The organism is Mycobacterium sp. HUMS_12744610, assembly GCF_041206865.1.
Lineage (GTDB): Bacteria > Actinomycetota > Actinomycetes > Mycobacteriales > Mycobacteriaceae > Mycobacterium > Mycobacterium servetii.
In genome coordinates this window covers 593,590-608,555 of record NZ_JBGEDP010000001.1, presented here as the reverse complement: position 1 = coordinate 608,555, position 14,966 = coordinate 593,590, and the positions used below count along the sequence as shown (strand labels likewise).

General features: G+C 66.9%; 12 protein-coding genes and 3 pseudogenes. 8 read left to right on the top strand and 7 right to left on the bottom strand.

All coding sequences use genetic code 11. From position 1 onward, the window contains the following. Both AB8998_RS03095 and AB8998_RS03090 read left to right on the top strand, forming a co-directional pair. A complete protein-coding gene (locus AB8998_RS03095; protein WP_369736769.1) occupies nt 1-843 on the top strand; it encodes a crotonase/enoyl-CoA hydratase family protein in 843 nt (280 codons plus the stop codon). A gap of 105 nt (nt 844-948) precedes the next feature. Beyond that, nucleotides 949-1,788 carry a hypothetical protein gene (locus AB8998_RS03090; RefSeq protein WP_369741411.1) on the top strand — a complete coding sequence of 280 codons (840 nt, stop codon included), beginning with the start codon at nt 949-951 and terminating at the stop codon, nt 1,786-1,788. A 57-nt stretch (nt 1,789-1,845) separates the two neighbouring features. On the opposite strand, the gene AB8998_RS03085 is transcribed toward AB8998_RS03090, so the two are convergent. The 4 genes from AB8998_RS03085 to AB8998_RS03070 form a co-directional block, all read right to left on the bottom strand. After that, nucleotides 1,846-3,039 (bottom strand): cytochrome P450, encoded by a 1,194-nt coding sequence (locus AB8998_RS03085; protein ID WP_369736768.1) that lies wholly within the window; start codon nt 3,037-3,039, stop codon nt 1,846-1,848. Beyond that, entirely contained in the window at nt 3,036-3,752 is a 717-nt protein-coding gene (locus tag AB8998_RS03080; RefSeq protein ID WP_369736767.1) for an acetoacetate decarboxylase family protein, read from the bottom strand. The genes AB8998_RS03085 and AB8998_RS03080 overlap by 4 nt, the downstream gene beginning before the upstream one ends. Nucleotides 3,753-3,862: 110 nt before the next feature. Then, on the bottom strand, nt 3,863-5,509 hold the full coding sequence (ltrA, locus tag AB8998_RS03075; protein ID WP_369736766.1) for a group II intron reverse transcriptase/maturase: 1,647 nt from the start codon (nt 5,507-5,509) through the stop codon (nt 3,863-3,865). Nucleotides 5,510-5,782: 273 nt separating this feature from the next. Then, nucleotides 5,783-6,814: an LLM class F420-dependent oxidoreductase gene (locus AB8998_RS03070; RefSeq protein ID WP_369736765.1), complete on the bottom strand. Its 1,032-nt coding sequence runs from the start codon at nt 6,812-6,814 to the stop codon at nt 5,783-5,785. 76 nt (nt 6,815-6,890) lie between these two features. On the opposite strand from AB8998_RS03070, the pseudogene AB8998_RS03065 reads away from it, so the two are divergent. From AB8998_RS03065 to AB8998_RS03050, 4 genes and pseudogenes are all read left to right on the top strand, one after another. Beyond that, nucleotides 6,891-7,884, top strand: a pseudogene (locus AB8998_RS03065) (Zn-ribbon domain-containing OB-fold protein). 14 nt (nt 7,885-7,898) lie between these two features. Further along, nucleotides 7,899-8,963, top strand: a complete 1,065-nt coding sequence (locus AB8998_RS03060; RefSeq protein ID WP_369736764.1) for a thiolase domain-containing protein — start codon at nt 7,899-7,901, stop codon at nt 8,961-8,963. Then, nucleotides 8,963-10,147, top strand: coding sequence for a thiolase domain-containing protein (locus AB8998_RS03055; RefSeq protein ID WP_369736762.1), 1,185 nt, complete (start codon nt 8,963-8,965; stop codon nt 10,145-10,147). Before AB8998_RS03060 ends, AB8998_RS03055 begins: the two co-directional genes overlap by 1 nt. Continuing rightward, a complete protein-coding gene (locus AB8998_RS03050) occupies nt 10,144-10,569 on the top strand; it encodes a nuclear transport factor 2 family protein (RefSeq protein ID WP_369736761.1) in 426 nt (141 codons plus the stop codon). Before AB8998_RS03055 ends, AB8998_RS03050 begins: the two co-directional genes overlap by 4 nt. Here the strand turns inward: AB8998_RS03050 and AB8998_RS03045 are convergent. Continuing rightward, nucleotides 10,566-11,088, bottom strand: a pseudogene (locus AB8998_RS03045) (gamma carbonic anhydrase family protein). The gene AB8998_RS03050 and the pseudogene AB8998_RS03045 sit on opposite strands and share 4 nt — an antisense overlap. Nucleotides 11,089-11,204: 116 nt before the next feature. Between AB8998_RS03045 and AB8998_RS03040 the strand changes: the two are divergent. Next, nucleotides 11,205-12,380 (top strand): 3-ketosteroid-9-alpha-monooxygenase, oxygenase component, encoded by a 1,176-nt coding sequence (locus AB8998_RS03040; protein ID WP_369736760.1) that lies wholly within the window; start codon nt 11,205-11,207, stop codon nt 12,378-12,380. 7 nt (nt 12,381-12,387) lie between these two features. Next, nucleotides 12,388-12,838 (top strand): annotated as a pseudogene (locus tag AB8998_RS03035) (hypothetical protein). A 191-nt stretch (nt 12,839-13,029) separates the two neighbouring features. On the opposite strand, the gene AB8998_RS03030 reads toward AB8998_RS03035, so the two are convergent. Then, a complete protein-coding gene (locus AB8998_RS03030) occupies nt 13,030-14,184 on the bottom strand; it encodes a sulfotransferase family protein (RefSeq protein ID WP_369736759.1) in 1,155 nt (384 codons plus the stop codon). Continuing rightward, nucleotides 14,184-14,966, bottom strand: a complete 783-nt coding sequence (locus AB8998_RS03025; protein WP_369741410.1) for an SDR family oxidoreductase — start codon at nt 14,964-14,966, stop codon at nt 14,184-14,186. The genes AB8998_RS03030 and AB8998_RS03025 overlap by 1 nt, the downstream gene beginning before the upstream one ends.

Sequence of the window (14,966 nt, the reverse complement as noted above, 5' to 3'; positions counted from 1 at the left end):
ATGCCCATTGTGGACCGGAAGGCGGTAGCGGTGACGGAGGCTCCAGCAAACGAACAGACCGGCCCGGACGCGCTGGTCGAACAGCACGGTCACACCCTGATCGTCACGTTGAACCGGCCCCATGCCCGCAACGCCCTGAGCACCGAGATGATGCAGATCATGGTCGAAGCCTGGGACCGCGTCGACCACGACCCGGACATCCGGTGCTGCATCCTGACCGGCGCCGGCGGCTACTTCTGCGCCGGCATGGACCTCAAGGCAGCAACCAAGAAGCCGCCGGGTGAGTCGTTCAAGGACGGCAGCTACGACCCGTCGCGCATCGACGCATTACTGAAGGGGCGCCGGCTGACCAAACCGCTGATCGCGGCGGTCGAGGGGCCCGCGATCGCCGGCGGCACCGAGATCCTGCAGGGCACCGACATCCGGGTCGCGGCCGAGAGCGCCAAGTTCGGCATTTCGGAGGCCAAGTGGAGCCTGTACCCGATGGGCGGCTCGGCGGTGCGCCTGGTGCGGCAGATCCCCTACACCGTCGCGTGCGACCTGCTGCTGACCGGCCGCCACATCACCGCCGCCGAGGCCAAGGAGATTGGACTGGTCGGCTACGTCGTCCCCGATGGGCAGGCGCTGACCAAGGCGCTCGAGATCGCGGCGATGATCGAGAACAACGGCCCCTTGGCCGTGCAGGCGATCCTGCGCGCGATCCGCGAGACCGAGGGCATGCACGAGAACGAGGCGTTCAAGATCGACACTCAGATCGGGATCAAGGTGTTTCTGTCCGACGACGCCAAGGAAGGCCCGCGGGCGTTCGCCGAGAAGCGCAAGCCCAACTTCCAGAACAAGTAGCCCCCTCGCTGCGCCGAACGTGAAGCTGTTGCCGATTTTTCGGATTTTTCTCGCGGCAGTTTCACGCTCGGCGGGGTGTCGGCCCCACACGGCACACTCGCGCGCATGGTGGGGCCATTCCTAGGTAGCGAGGCCGTCGCCTCGGGTCGCGTTACGCCGTACGCGCTGCGCAGCAGCTTCACGGCGATCCACCGCGACGTTTACGTGCCGCGGGATACCGAGATCACCGCCGTGGTGCGCGCCGAGGCCGCCTGGTTGTGGTCCCGGCGGCGCGGCATCGTCGCGGGCCGCTCGGCCTCGGCGCTGCACGGCGCCAAGTGGATCGACGGGAATGCACCCGCCGAACTCATCTACCAGAATCGGCATGCCCCCGCGCAAATCCGCACCTGGGCCGATCGCATCGAGGACGACGAGGTCGCGACGCTCAAGGGAATGCCAGTGACGACGCCGGCGCGCACCGCCCTCGACCTGGCGTCGCGCTATCCGGTAGACAAGGCGGTCGCGCTGATCGATGGCCTCGCCCGGGCGACCCGCCTGAAGATGGCAGACGTCGAGCTACTCGCCGAGCGTTATAAGGGACGCCGAGGCATCCGGCGGGCGCTCTGCGCGCTGGATCTCGTCGATGCCGGCGCCGAGTCACCGCGCGAAACCTGGCTGCGCCTCTTGCTCATCCGGGCCGGCTTTCCCCGTCCGCGCACGCAGATTCCCGTGCGCGACCGATACGGCCAGCTGGTCGCGGTCTGCGACATGGGCTGGGAGGAGGTGAAGATCGCCGCAGACTACGAGGGCGATCACCACCGCACCGATCGACGGCGGTTCAACCATGACATCCGGCGCGCCGAAGCCCTCGCGGAATTGGGCTGGATCGACGTCCGGATTACAGCCGAAGACACCCCGGGTGGGGCAATCGGACGGGTATCAGCGGCATGGGATCGCCGAGAGTGAAACTGTGGCGAGTTTTAAGCCGTTTTTTCGCAACAGTTTCACTCTCGGCGCGCGGGGTCAGCCCAGCGGCGCGGCGGGGCTGAAGACGACCGGCATCTTCTCGAGGCCGGACACGAAGTTCGCCGGGCGCAGCGGCAGCGCCGCGTCCGACGCCAGCCGCATGTCGGGAAGACGCTGCAACAGCCGGCTCTGCATGATCGACAGCTCGAGCCGGGCGAGCTGGTTGCCCAGGCAGAAGTGCGTCCCGAAGCCGAACGCCAGGTGGTTGTTCGGGTAGCGCTCGATGTCGAAATTCTCCGGGTTCTCGAAGACCTTCTCGTCGAAGTTCGCCGACTCGAACAGCAGGATGATCTTCTCGCCCTGGCGCAACGCGGTGCCGTGGAATTCCGTGTCCGCGGTGATGGTGCGGGCCATGTTCTTCACCGGCGCGGTCCAGCGCAGCATCTCCTCGATCGCGTTGGGCAGCATGCTCAGGTCGGCCGCCAGACGCTGGTGCTGGTCGGGGTGCACCAGCAGCTGGCGTGTGCCACCGGAGAGCGTGTGCCGTGTCGTCTCGTCGCCGCCGATCAGCAACAGCAGCACCTCGGTGACGATCTGGTGGTCCTCGAGGTGCGCGCCTTCGACCTCCGCGTGCACCAGGACGCTGACCAGGTCGTCGGTCGGGCTTTCCTTGCGGGCCCCGATCATGCCCATCATGTATTCGCTGTAGGCGGCGAACGCGTCCATGGTGACCTGGACGTCGGCTTCGGCGGCGGTGCTGCTCAACGCGCCGACCAGGTCGTCGGACCACTTGAGGAACATCTCGCGTTCCTCCGGGCGCACGCCGAGCATGTCGCCGATGACCGCCATCGGCAGCGGCGCGGCCAGATCCCAGACGAAGTCGCATTCGCCGCGCTCGCAGACCGCGTCGATCAGCGTGTCGCACAGCTCGACGATCTTGGACTCCTGGTCCTTGACGCGCTTGCGGGTGAAGCCGGAGTTGACGAGCTTGCGGCGCAACAGATGTTGCGGGTCGTCCATCTCGATCATCATCTCGACCCCCGGCTGGTCGGGACGGATGCCGCCGGCATTCGAGAACAGCTCGGGGTTGCGCTCGGCGTCGATCACGGCCTGATACGTCGACGCGGCGGCCAGCCCGTTGCGGTCGCGGAACACCGGCTCGTTCTCCCGCATCCACTTGTAGACGGGCCGGGAGTCACCGGCGTAAAAGGTCCCGTCGGTCAGGTCGACGTCGGGTCGAGTCATGGTCATGAGATCTCCTGAGCGTCACCGAAGGTCATCTGTACGTTGTCCACGGAGGTCGACACCAGCGCACGCTTCGGAAGGCCCAGCGACGCCAACTCTTTGGCGTAGGGGTGATCGCCGAGCCGGACGTGCACGCCACCGGGGCGGGTGTGCACGCCGCTCAGCGTGTGCTCGAAGGAGGTCTCGCGCGTGACGCCGTCGCGGTGGGAGTAGGTGCGCTGCGCCTGGTGGCGCGGGGTCAGCCGGATCGGCAGGCCGCGCCCGAACTCCATGCCGATCACCAACTGCCCGTCCACACTGCAGTCGAACCCGAACGTCCGACCCTCGCGAACGGTGAAGTCCGCCATGACCTTCGGGTAACCCCAGATCTTGGTTCCCGCTTCCAGCGTGAACGCCTGGTCGACGGGCAGGTGGTGGATGAAGGCGCCGGCGTCCTGTAGGGCACGCGGCCCGGTCGCGCGCGACCCCGGCGGGTTCACCATGACGCTGGTGCCGAATTCGTGGTACCGGCCGAGGTCGCCGTCGATGTAATGCATCAGCATCAGCACCACGATCGCGCGCCCGGGCAGGTAGCGGCACACCCGCAGCCCGCTGTAGTCGATCAGGCGCTGGGCCGCGTCGGCGTCCACCGAGAACATCGCCATGTGCTGCGTCGCCTGACGGATCCGCACCGGCATGGTGAGTACCGTGCCCGCGATGGTGTGCTGGGAGGCTGTCATTGGTAGTCAGGGGCGCGGTGTCCGCAGAGCAGACCCGTTTCCCCATCCCCCTTTCAATCCGTGCATGCGGTTTTCCCGCACACGGCTTACCGATGATCTTCTTGACATGGTTACGCAGCCTTCGGGTAGCGGATAGTGCCACGAAGCCGGTGCAGGCCGTGCCCGTTGAACCACGCTTCGGTCCACTGATCGGCCTGGCCTGCGCGTAGGTTGCGGCCCCGCTTCTTAACCATCAAGCGGAACAGCCGACTATTCACATACCAGTCGATCTGACGGAACTTCTCGGCGGCGTTACCGGTCCGAAAGTAGTTGCCCCAGCCGTGCAAGATCGGATTGAGATCCGCGATCACATCGCGAATATCGGCTCCGACCCGGTGACGACCGGTACGCTCACGAACTTTCGTCCGCAGCCGCACCATCGCCGTTTGGCTGGGCCAACGGTGCAGGTAGTAGCGCACAATGCGCTGCTGCTCCCACAACCGCCCCGACATGCGCGCCCGGAAATGACAACCCAGAAAATCCAGGCCCTCACGACCCTCACGCAGATCGACCACCTTCGTCTTCTCCGGATGCAGCCGCAACCCCAACGACGCCAGGATCTCTCCCACCGCTTCCAGAGCCACATTCGCCTGTGCCTGCGATCGGCACAGCACCACACCGTCATCGGCGTAGCGCACCAACTCACCCACCCCGCGGGCGGACAGTTCAGTGTCGAGCACGTGCAGGAAGACGTTAGCCAGCAGCGGGGAGATGACCCCGCCCTGCGGGGTGCCCGCGACCGTCCGCGTCACCACCCCGTCGACCAACACCCCTGCTTGCAGCCACAAACGCAGCAGTTTGAGTATTCTGCGATCCGAGACCCGCCTGCCCACCAACTCAAGCAGGCGTTCGTGGTCGATCTCGCCGAAGAAATTGGCGATGTCGAACTCGACCACGAACCGATGACCCTCGATGAACCCGGTACGCAACCGCTCCATCGCCATCGTCGCCGACCGCTTCGGCCGAAACCCATACGAGCACGACAGAAAGTCCGCCTCGAAAATCGGTTCCAACACCAGCTTGGCCGCCGCCTGAGCCACCCGGTCTCGCACCGTGGGAATCCCCAACGGCCGCACACCACCTCGTGGTTTCGGAATCTCCACACGCCTGGCTGGCGCGGGACGATACACACCCTCGCAAAGGTCATGGCGCAACTCACGCAACATGCGGTCCACGCCGTAATCCTCCACCGCGACCAGAGTGACACGATCCATCCCGGCCGCACCCCTGTTCTTGCGCACTCGTTCCCACGCCTCCACCAGGACGTCACCCCGACAGATACGGTCATACAGGACGTGGAAACGCCGACCCTTCGACTGCTTGGCCGCAGCCCATAGCGTGCGTTGCAGTTGTCGCACTTTCACCGGCGAGCAACTCAACGGCTCCTCGTCGGCTACGACAGGCGATAGCCCACCGGGGTAGTTGGACCGGGCAGACCCGGCCATGCCCTCACGCTTACCCACTTCACGCGCATGATCAAAGTCGGGGCCCTTCCCTCCCGGCGCGTTATGTTGCACGCCGATCCGCGGTACTACGACCCCATCGGACTCCCGCTGCCCTCCAAAGGATTTCACCATCGGCTTATACCCCTGGTCTTTGCCCGACGAAGGCCAGGCAGACGGGTCTCTCCTGTTCCGAACCAGACTATGTGCACGTGCCGCCACCCATACCCCGGGAAGACCCGACAAGCTGACCCCGGACCAGGGCTCGCCGGACATGGCCTTCGCCGTGAAATGAGCGGCTCGGCTCTCCCATTGTGGTTGTGACGAGGCTGCAGAGTTCGCTTAACGCTACGGCCCGCACACTTGCTCCCTCCAAAGAGGCTCTCGACACCCCGCTCAGCCCGCCAGATCTCTCCAACGAACCGGGGCCTGCTACCCGGCGCTCCGGTACCTACCGGGACGGGACTTCCACCCGCTAGTCCAATCCAACTTTCAGGACGCACCATCGGGCCAATCTAGAACGTGTTCTATTCCTTGGGCAAGGGCCGGCTAGATCAGCGTCGCGAGCTCGCGGACCTGCTCGGTGTTGCGTCCGGACACTACCATCATGGTGACTCCGGCGGCCTCCCACACCTTGATCTGCTTACGCACGTAGTCCAGGTCGCCGACGATCGCGGCGTCGTCGACGACCTCGTCGGGGATGATCTCGGCGGCCTTGTCCTTCTGGTCGGAACGGAACAGCGCGGTCACCTCGTCGACGACCTCGGCGTACCCCATCCGGCGATAGACGTCGGCGTGGAAGTTGGTGTCCTCGGCACCCATGCCGCCCATGTAGAGGGCCAGATAGGGCTTCATCGCCGCGAAGGCGGCGCTGCGGTCATCCGTGATGACGATGGTCGCGGTCGCGCAGATCTCGAAGTCCTCGCGGCTGCGGCGCGCGCCGGGCCGGGCGAACCCCTCGTCGAGCCACTCGTTGTAGGTGTCGGCCATTCGCGGGGTGTAGAAGATCGGCAGCCAGCCGTCGCAGATCTCGGCGGCCAGCGCGACGTTCTTGGGGCCCTCGGCACCCAGCATGATCGGGATGTCGGCGCGCCGCGGATGGGTGATGGGTTTGAGGGCCTTGCCCAGGCCGGTCGTGCCCTCCCCCTTCAACGGCAACGGGTAGTGAGGCCCGGCGCTGGTCACCGGTTTCTCGCGGGCCCACACCTGCCGCAGGATGTCGATGTACTCGCGGGTGCGGGCCAGCGGCTTGGGAAACTTCTGGCCGTACCAGCCCTCGACGACCTGCGGGCCGGAAACGCCGAGGCCCAGGATGTGCCGGCCACAGGACAGGTGGTCGAGCGTCAGCGCGGCCATCGCGCAGGCAGTCGGGGTCCGCGCGGACAGCTGCACCACCGAGGTGCCCAGCCGCACCCGCTGCGTCGACGAGCCCAGCCACGCCAACGGTGTGTAGGCGTCGGAGCCCCACGCCTCGGCGGTGAACACGGCGTCGAATCCGGCCCCCTCGGCCGCGGCGACGAGCTCGGCGTGATTTTCCGGCGGCTGAGCGCCCCAATACCCCAGCTGCAACCCCAGTTTCATGCGTTTGCCTTTCCCGCGGAAGACCCGACAAAAGAAAAATTTGAATCCGTTCTTAGAACCTGTTCTACTCGATGACGTGACAACCAGTTCGAGTAGCCCGACCTTGATGGATCACCCTGAACCACCGCTCTCCGCCACTGACGTTGTCTTTCGACTACACCCGTTCGGTCGGTCCCACGCTGAGCAAGTTCTTCACCGCACTACGTGAACGCCACCTCCTGGGAGTGCGCGGATCCGATGGCCGGGTGCACGTACCGCCGCCGGAATATGACCCGGTCACCTATGAGCCGCTGGGCGAGATGGTACCGGCGTCGGCCGTGGGCACCGTCGTGTCCTGGACGTGGCAGCCCGAACCGCTGGAAGGCCAGCCGCTGGACCGGCCGTTCGCCTGGGCGCTGATCAAGCTCGACGGCGCCGACACCCCGCTGATGCATGCCGTCGACGCAGGGGAACCGAGTGCGATCCGCGCCGGCACCCGGGTGCACGTGCACTGGGCCGACGAGACGGTGGGCGCCATCACCGACATCGCCTACTTCGCGCTGGGCGGTGAGGCCGAACCCGTGACGGAAAAGCCTGGGGGCGACCAGGATCCGGTCACGATGATCGTCACACCGATCTCGCTGACGATCCAGCACACCGCCTCCCATGAGGAGAGCGCCTACCTGCGGGCCATCGCCCAGGGCAAACTGCTGGGCGCACGCACGGGCGAACACGGGAAGGTCTACTTCCCGCCCCACGGCGCCGACCCGGCCACCGGCCAGCCCACCACCGAGTTCGTCGAACTGCCCGACAAGGGCACGGTGACGACGTTCGCGATCATCAACATCCCGTTCCAGGGCCAGCGCATCAAGCCGCCCTACGTGGCGGCCTACGTGCTGCTCGACGGGGCCGACATCCCGTTCCTGCACCTGGTCGCCGATGTCGACGCGCACGAGGTGCGCATGGGCATGCGGGTCGAGGCCGTGTGGCGGCCGCGCGAGGAGTGGGGTTACGGCATCGACAACATCGCGTACTTCCGCCCCACCGGCGAACCCGACGCCGACTACGACACCTACAAGCACCACCTGTAAAGGGCTTACTTTTCATGAGCGAACGCAACGTTGCGGTGGTCGGCTTTGCCCATGCCCCGCATGTCCGCCGCACCGACGGCACCACCAACGGCGTCGAGATGCTGATGCCGTGCTTCGCCGAGCTCTACGAAGACCTCGGGATCACCAAGGCCGACATCGGCTTCTGGTGTTCGGGCTCTTCGGATTACCTTGCCGGGCGGGCATTCTCGTTCATCTCTGCGATCGACTCGATCGGTGCCGTGCCGCCGATCAACGAGTCGCACGTAGAGATGGACGCGGCGTGGGCCCTCTATGAGGCCTACATCAAGATCCTGACCGGCGAGGTCGACACCGCGCTGGTGTACGGCTTCGGGAAGTCCTCGGCGGGGGTGCTGCGCCGCATCCTGTCGCGCCAGACCGACCCCTACACCGTCGCTCCGCTGTGGCCCGACTCGGTGTCGATCGCCGGACTGCAGGCCCGCATGGGACTCGACTCCGGCAAGTGGAACGAGCTGCAGATGGCGCGCGTGGCCTTCGACACCTTCGCGACCGCCCCCCGGGTGGATTCGGTCGAGCCGGCCGGGAGCCTGGACGAACTGCTCGAACGGCCGTTCTTCGCCGAACCGCTGCGGCGCCACGACATCGCACCGATCACCGACGGGGCCGCCGCGATCGTGCTGGCGGCCGACGACCGGGCGCGCGAGCTGCGCGAGAACCCGGCCTGGATCACCGGCATCGAGCACCGCATCGAGACCCCGGTACTCGGCGCGCGCGACCTCACCGCGTCGCCGTCGACCATGGCGGCGGCCAAGGCGGCCACCAGCGGCGTCGTCCACAACATCGAGGTGGCCGAGATCTGTGCGCCCTTCACCCACCAGCACCTGATCCTCGCCGAGGCGATCCGGCTGCCGGGGCAGACGAAAGTCAATCCGTCCGGGGGCGCGCTGGTGGCCAACCCGATGTTCGTCGCCGGCCTGGAGCGCATCGGGTTCGCGGCACAACACATCTGGAACGGTTCGGCCGGGCGGGTGCTGGCGCACGCCACCAGCGGGCCCGCCCTGCAGCAGAACCTGGTTGCGGTCATGGAAGGGAAGAACTGATGGCCGGAAAGCTCGCGGCGGTCCTGGGCACCGGACAGACCAAGTATGTCGCCAAGCGCCAAGACGTTTCGATGAACGGACTGGTGCGCGAGGCGATCGACCGGGCGCTGGAGGACTCCGGCTGCACGTTCGACGACATCGACGCGGTCGTCGTCGGCAAGGCCCCCGACTTCTTCGAGGGCGTCATGATGCCGGAGCTGTTCATGGCCGACGCCATGGGCGCCACCGGTAAGCCGATGATCCGCGTGCACACGGCCGGCTCGGTCGGTGGATCCACCGGGGTGGTGGCGGCCAGCCTGGTCCAGTCCGGCAAGTACAAGCGCGTACTGGCGATGGCCTGGGAGAAGCAGTCGGAGTCGAACGCCATGTGGGCGTTGTCGATTCCGGTCCCCTTCATCAAGCCGGTGGGCGCCGGCGCCGGTGGCTACTTCGCCCCGCACGTGCGGTCGTACATCCGGCGCTCCGGCGCTCCGTTGAACATCGGCGCCATGGTCGCGGTCAAGGATCGCCTCAATGGGGCCCGCAACCCGTTGGCCCATCTGCACCAGCCCGACATCACCCTGGAAAAGGTGATGGAATCCCCCATGCTGTGGGACCCGATCCGCTACGACGAGACCTGCCCGTCCTCCGACGGTGCCGCCGCAGTCGTCATCGGCAACGAGGAGATCGCCGATGCCCTTGTGGCGCAGGGACATCCGGTGGCGTGGATCCACGCCACGGCGCTGCGGACCGAGCCGCTGCAGTTCTCCGGGCGCGATCAGGTAAGCCCCCAGGCGGGCCGCGACGCGGCCGCCGCGCTGTGGAAGGCTGCGGGGATCAAGAGTCCCATCGACGAGATCGACGCCGCCGAGATCTACGTGCCGTTCTCCTGGTTCGAGCCGATGTGGCTGGAGAACCTCGGGTTCGCCGCCGAGGGCGAGGGCTGGAAACTCACCGAGGCAGGCGAGACCGCGATCGGCGGCCGGCTGCCGGTGAACCCCTCGGGCGGGGTGCTGTCGTCGAACCCGATCGGCGCCTCGGGGCTGATCCGCTTCGCCGAAGCGGCGATCCAGGTGATGGGCAAGGGCGGCGACCACCAGGTGCCCGGCGCCCGAAAGGCGTTGGGGCACGCCTACGGTGGCGGCTCGCAGTACTACTCCATGTGGGTGGTCGGCGCGGACAAGCCGGAGCGGGTGGACGCATGACCGAGACCCCGGCGACGGTCGCGCACCCCGCGCACGAGGCCGGCCGCCGGTCCCGGGAGGCGGTCATGGCCCGCGACAAGGACGCGTGGCTGGCGGTGTTCGCCGAGGATGCCATCGTCGAGGATCCCATCGGCCCGTCCGCCTTCGACCCGGAGGGCAAGGGACACCGCGGGCGCGACGCGATCTCGGCGTTCTGGGACAAGGCCATCGCGCCGACCACCAGGATCGAGTTCGTCTTCCGCGACACCTACCAGTGCGGGAACGAGGAGGCCAACGTCGGGCACATCCTCATCACGACCGGCGAATACCAGACCACCGCCGAGGGCGTGTTCACCTACAAGGCGAACGACGAGGGCGAGATGGTGGCCTTGCGCGCCTACTGGGAGATGGACCGCGCGGCCGTCAGCACCCGCAAGGTTTAGATCGGCTTCAGGCCGGCCGGGTGCCGCTGAGCCAGCTCCCGATAGGCCTGCGGGTTCAGGTTGACCCACATCTCGGCGCCCGTGCCGGCGACCGGCCCCTTGACCTGGGCCGGCGCCCCGACGGCCAGCATGCCGGCCGGGATCTGGGTGCCGGCCGTCACCAGCGAGTGGGCCGCGATCAGGCTGCGCGCGCCGATGACCGCGCCGTCGAGGACGGTGGCGTGGTTGGCGATCAGCGCCTCGGGCCCGACGTGGACGCCGTGGATGACACACAGGTGCGCCACCGTCGCCCCCGGGCCGATGTCCACGGGGATGCCGGGCGGCGCGTGCAACACCGACCCGTCCTGCACGTTGGCGCCCTCCCGCACGACGATCGGGCCGTAGTCGCCGCGCAGCACGGCGTTGAACCATACCGACACCCCCCTCGACCGTGACGTCCCCGATCAGGGTGGCTGTCGGGGCCACGAACGCGGTGGGGTCGACCCGGGGCGCGCGGCCCTCGAAAGAAAACAGCGGCATCCGCTCAGACATACGCCCCGGATGAATATTCGGTGCTCAGAACCGCCGTCATTGCGCACGCCCGGCGTAAAACTGTAACGTGTTCTAGTTAGAGGCCCGCGAGTTGGAGGTGACAGGTGACTACCGACACCAATGCGGTCGGCATCCGGGAGATCGACTCCGGCGCACTGCCGACCAGGTACGCCCGCGGCTGGCACTGCCTGGGCGTCGCGAAGGACTACCTGGACGGGAAGCCGCACGCTGTGCGGGCGTTCGGCACCAAGCTGGTGGTCTTCGCCGACTCCCAAGGTCAGGTGAAGGTCCTCGACGCTTACTGCCGGCACATGGGCGGGGACCTGTCTGAGGGCACGATCAAGGGCGACGAGGTCGCCTGCCCCTTCCACGACTGGCGCTGGGGCGGCGACGGGCGCTGCAAGCTGGTGCCGTACGCCAAGCGCACGCCCAAGACGGCGCGCACCCGGGCCTGGACGACCGACGTGCGCGGCGGCCTGCTGTTCGTCTGGCACGACCACGAGGGCAATCCCCCCGACCCCGCGGTCCGGATTCCCGACATCCCCGAGGCCGCCAGCGACGAGTGGACGGACTGGCGGTGGAACAGCATCCACATCGAGGGATCGAACTGCCGCGACATCATCGACAACGTCACCGACATGGCGCACTTCTTCTACATCCATTTCGGCCTGCCGACGTACTTCAAGAACGTCTTCGAGGGCCACATCGCCTCGCAGTACCTGCACAACGTGGGCCGGCCGGACGTCAACGACCTGGGCACCTCCTACGGCGAGGCGCACCTGGACTCGGAGGCGTCCTACTTCGGGCCGTCGTTCATGATCAACTGGCTGCACAACAGCTACGGCGGCTACAAGGCCGAGTCGATCCTGATCAACTGCCACTACCCGGTGACGCAGAACTCCTTCGTCCTGCAGTGGGGCGTCATCGTGGAGAAGCCCAAGGGCATGGACGACGCCATGACCGACAAGCTGTCCAAGACGTTCACCGAGGGTGTCAGCAAGGGCTTCCTGCAGGATGTCGAGATCTGGCGGCACAAGACCCGGATCGACAACCCGCTGCTGGTCGAGGAAGACGGCGCGGTCTACCAGTTGCGCCGCTGGTACGAGCAGTTCTACGTCGACGTCGCCGACATCAAGCCGGAGATGGTGGAGCGCTTCGAGATCGAGGTGGACACCACCCGCGCCAACGAGTACTGGAACGCCGAGGTGCAGGAGAATCTCAAGGCCAAAGTGGCCGGCGCCGAGCCCGTTTCGGGCGACGTGCCCGCCGAGCAGCACTGAACCGAACATGCCGGAGGACCACCCCACGGTACCCGACGTCGATCGGCTCGCCCGATCGATGCTCTCGCTGCGGTGACGCCCACGACCACGCCCACGGGACCGCCAGCCCGGGCGGTGGGCTCGACTCATGGTCGAAATCAAGGGATTTCAGTGAAGATCCGCGGCGCGCCGCCGCGGTTGCCGAGGCCAGCCGCGCCGACCGGGAGCGCTACCTGAGCTCGGGATTGCGCCCGGTCGACTGCCGCTTCTGCCATGTGACGGTGAATGTGAGACGGCCGGGACCGGGCCACACCGCCGTCCAGTGGACCACCGAGGCGTCGCAGCGTTGTGCGTATTTCGCCGAAATCCGCGGCTCCGGCGGGGATTCCGCACGCATGCGCTCGTGTCCCAAGCTCGGCGACAGCATCGAACACGCCGTTGCCGAAGGCTACCTCGACGCGGCCCCCGACGAGGACTGAGCCGGCGGCACACCGGCCAGCGGTGCCACCGCGCGCGACGGCGTTCCCGCGACCAACCCCCCGTCATGCTCCCGAGCGCGCCCAGGCCGGACGCGAAGGAGATCGGGTTGAAGAATCCGGAGTTATATCCGTGGTCACCGCCGAAAACACGGCGAGTCGACAACCCGTAGCGCTGGCCCCGGCGGCTGAGGTCAGAGCCCCGCGAACCGCTCCCTGACCATCTCCGTGGTCAGCCCGTAGTCGGCGAGCGAGTACGTGTGTTTGGGCGCCCGTTCGCCCGACCGGCTCTCGGCGTGGCTGGACTCCATGGCCGCCCGCGCATCGTCGGTCAGCGTGATACCGAAGTGCCGGTAGATGTCGGCAACGGTGCCCAACGGGTCGGCGATCAGGTCGCGGTAGTCGACGTCGTAGAACTGGGCCGGGTCGTATTTGGCGCGCGCGGTGTTGAACCGCTCGAGCCCGCGCGACCAGGTTTCCATCGAATCCGCGCCGATCTGGGCGCCCACGAACGTCGTCGACCAACCCTCGGTGGTGTGCTGGGCCAGTGAACACATCGAGGCCATGATCGTCTCGACGGGCCGGTGGGTCTGAATGACGAGCGCATCGGGATAGGTGGCCATCAACGCCTCCACCGCGAACAGGTGGCTGGGGTTCTTGAGCACCCACCGCTTGTCGGCGTCGTTGAGCCCGATCAGCTGGAGGTTCCTGCGGTGCCGCTGATACGACGGCGTCCAGTCCTGCTGGGAAAGCCATTTCGCGTAGCTCGGCAGGTGCGCCAGGCTCTCGTAGGACACCGAGTGCAGCGACTGGCGCAGCAGCTGCCAGCACTCCTCGAGTTCGTAGGCGGCCATGAAATGCAGCCCGGTATACCCGGGGTTCTCCTGGTGGTGCCGGGTGAATTGCGCGTCGAGCTGGCTGTAGAACGGGTTCGACTCCCAGGTGTCGCGCGGCGGGCGCGGCTGGGGGAACTCGGCGAGCCACATGTGCAGGCCCTGGTGGGCCGGGTCGGCACCCAGCAGCCGGTGCAGGGCCGTCGTTCCGGTGCGCACCAGCCCGGTGACAAAGATCGGCCGTTCGATGACGACGTCAGCGTGCTGCGGGTATTGCTTCCACGCCGATTCCGACAGCAGCCTGGCCACCAGCGCGCCGCGCAGGAAGAACCGATTCATCTTGCTGCCCAACTCCGTAAGGCCGGCCTCGCGCTGGTAGGAGTCCAGCAGCACGCTCAGGGCTTCGCGGTAGTTGTCGTCGTCGGCGCCGAAATCGTCGAGCCCGACCATCTTGGTGGCCGACGCGTGCAGGTCCTCGACGGTGCCGATGTCGGTCCGGCCGGTCCGATCGGTCATCAGCTGTGGTACTCCCCGCAGTTGACGTCCAGGGTCTGCCCGGTGATGCCGCTGGACAGGTCGCTTGCCAGGAAGAGGATCGCCGAGGCCACCTCGTCCTCGGTGGGCAGCCGCTTCAGGTCGGAATTGGCTGCGGTCCCCTGGTAGATCTGATCCACCGTGGTGCCGTACTTGCCGGCCTGGTGCTCGAAGTAGGCCTGCAGCGTGTCACCCCAGATATATCCGGGCGCAACGGAGTTGACCCGGATTCCCTTCTCGCCGAGCTCGGTGGCCAGCGAGTGCGACATGGCCAGCAGAGTGGACTTGGCCATCTTGTAGGCGCCGTACTTGGCCTGCGAATGCCGCAGCACCATGGAGTTGACGTTGACGACCGATCCGTTCGCCTTCTCCAGCGCGGGCGTGAACGCCTGGATGAGACGCAACGCCCCGAGCGCACTCAGCTCGATCGCGTCCCGGATGTGCTGGAAACTGGTGCCGGCCAAGGGTTTCATCGACGGCACCCGGAAAGCGTTGTTGATCAGCACGTCGACCTTCCCGTAGGTCGCCATGGTGGTCTCGACGAGGTTGTTCACCTCGTCGTCGACGGTGATGTCCGCGCGCACCGACAGCGCTTTGTGCCCGGTGTCACCGACCTGTTTGGCGACGGCATCCAGCCGTTCCGGGGTACGGGCCGCCAGCACCAGGTCGGCCCCTTCGTTCGCGCACCGGTGCGCCAGCGTGGTACCGAGCCCCGGCCCCACGCCGCTGATGACGACTACCTTGTCCTTGAGCATCTCTGCCAT

Excerpts from the sequence above, each read along its gene's own strand:
- AB8998_RS03025 (WP_369741410.1), bottom strand. The coding sequence starts at position 14,966 with ATGGCAGAGATGCTCAAGGACAAGGTAGTCGTCATCAGCGGCGTGGGG.
- AB8998_RS03050 (WP_369736761.1), top strand. The coding sequence starts at position 10,144 with ATGACCGAGACCCCGGCGACGGTCGCGCACCCCGCGCACGAGGCCGGC.
- ltrA (WP_369736766.1), bottom strand. The coding sequence starts at position 5,509 with ATGTCCGGCGAGCCCTGGTCCGGGGTCAGCTTGTCGGGTCTTCCCGGG.
- AB8998_RS03030 (WP_369736759.1), bottom strand. The coding sequence starts at position 14,184 with ATGACCGATCGGACCGGCCGGACCGACATCGGCACCGTCGAGGACCTG.
- AB8998_RS03080 (WP_369736767.1), bottom strand. The coding sequence starts at position 3,752 with ATGACAGCCTCCCAGCACACCATCGCGGGCACGGTACTCACCATGCCG.
- AB8998_RS03085 (WP_369736768.1), bottom strand. The coding sequence starts at position 3,039 with ATGACCATGACTCGACCCGACGTCGACCTGACCGACGGGACCTTTTAC.
- AB8998_RS03070 (WP_369736765.1), bottom strand. The coding sequence starts at position 6,814 with ATGAAACTGGGGTTGCAGCTGGGGTATTGGGGCGCTCAGCCGCCGGAA.
- AB8998_RS03090 (WP_369741411.1), top strand. The coding sequence starts at position 949 with ATGGTGGGGCCATTCCTAGGTAGCGAGGCCGTCGCCTCGGGTCGCGTT.
- AB8998_RS03055 (WP_369736762.1), top strand. The coding sequence starts at position 8,963 with ATGGCCGGAAAGCTCGCGGCGGTCCTGGGCACCGGACAGACCAAGTAT.
- AB8998_RS03095 (WP_369736769.1), top strand. The coding sequence starts at position 1 with ATGCCCATTGTGGACCGGAAGGCGGTAGCGGTGACGGAGGCTCCAGCA.
- AB8998_RS03060 (WP_369736764.1), top strand. The coding sequence starts at position 7,899 with ATGAGCGAACGCAACGTTGCGGTGGTCGGCTTTGCCCATGCCCCGCAT.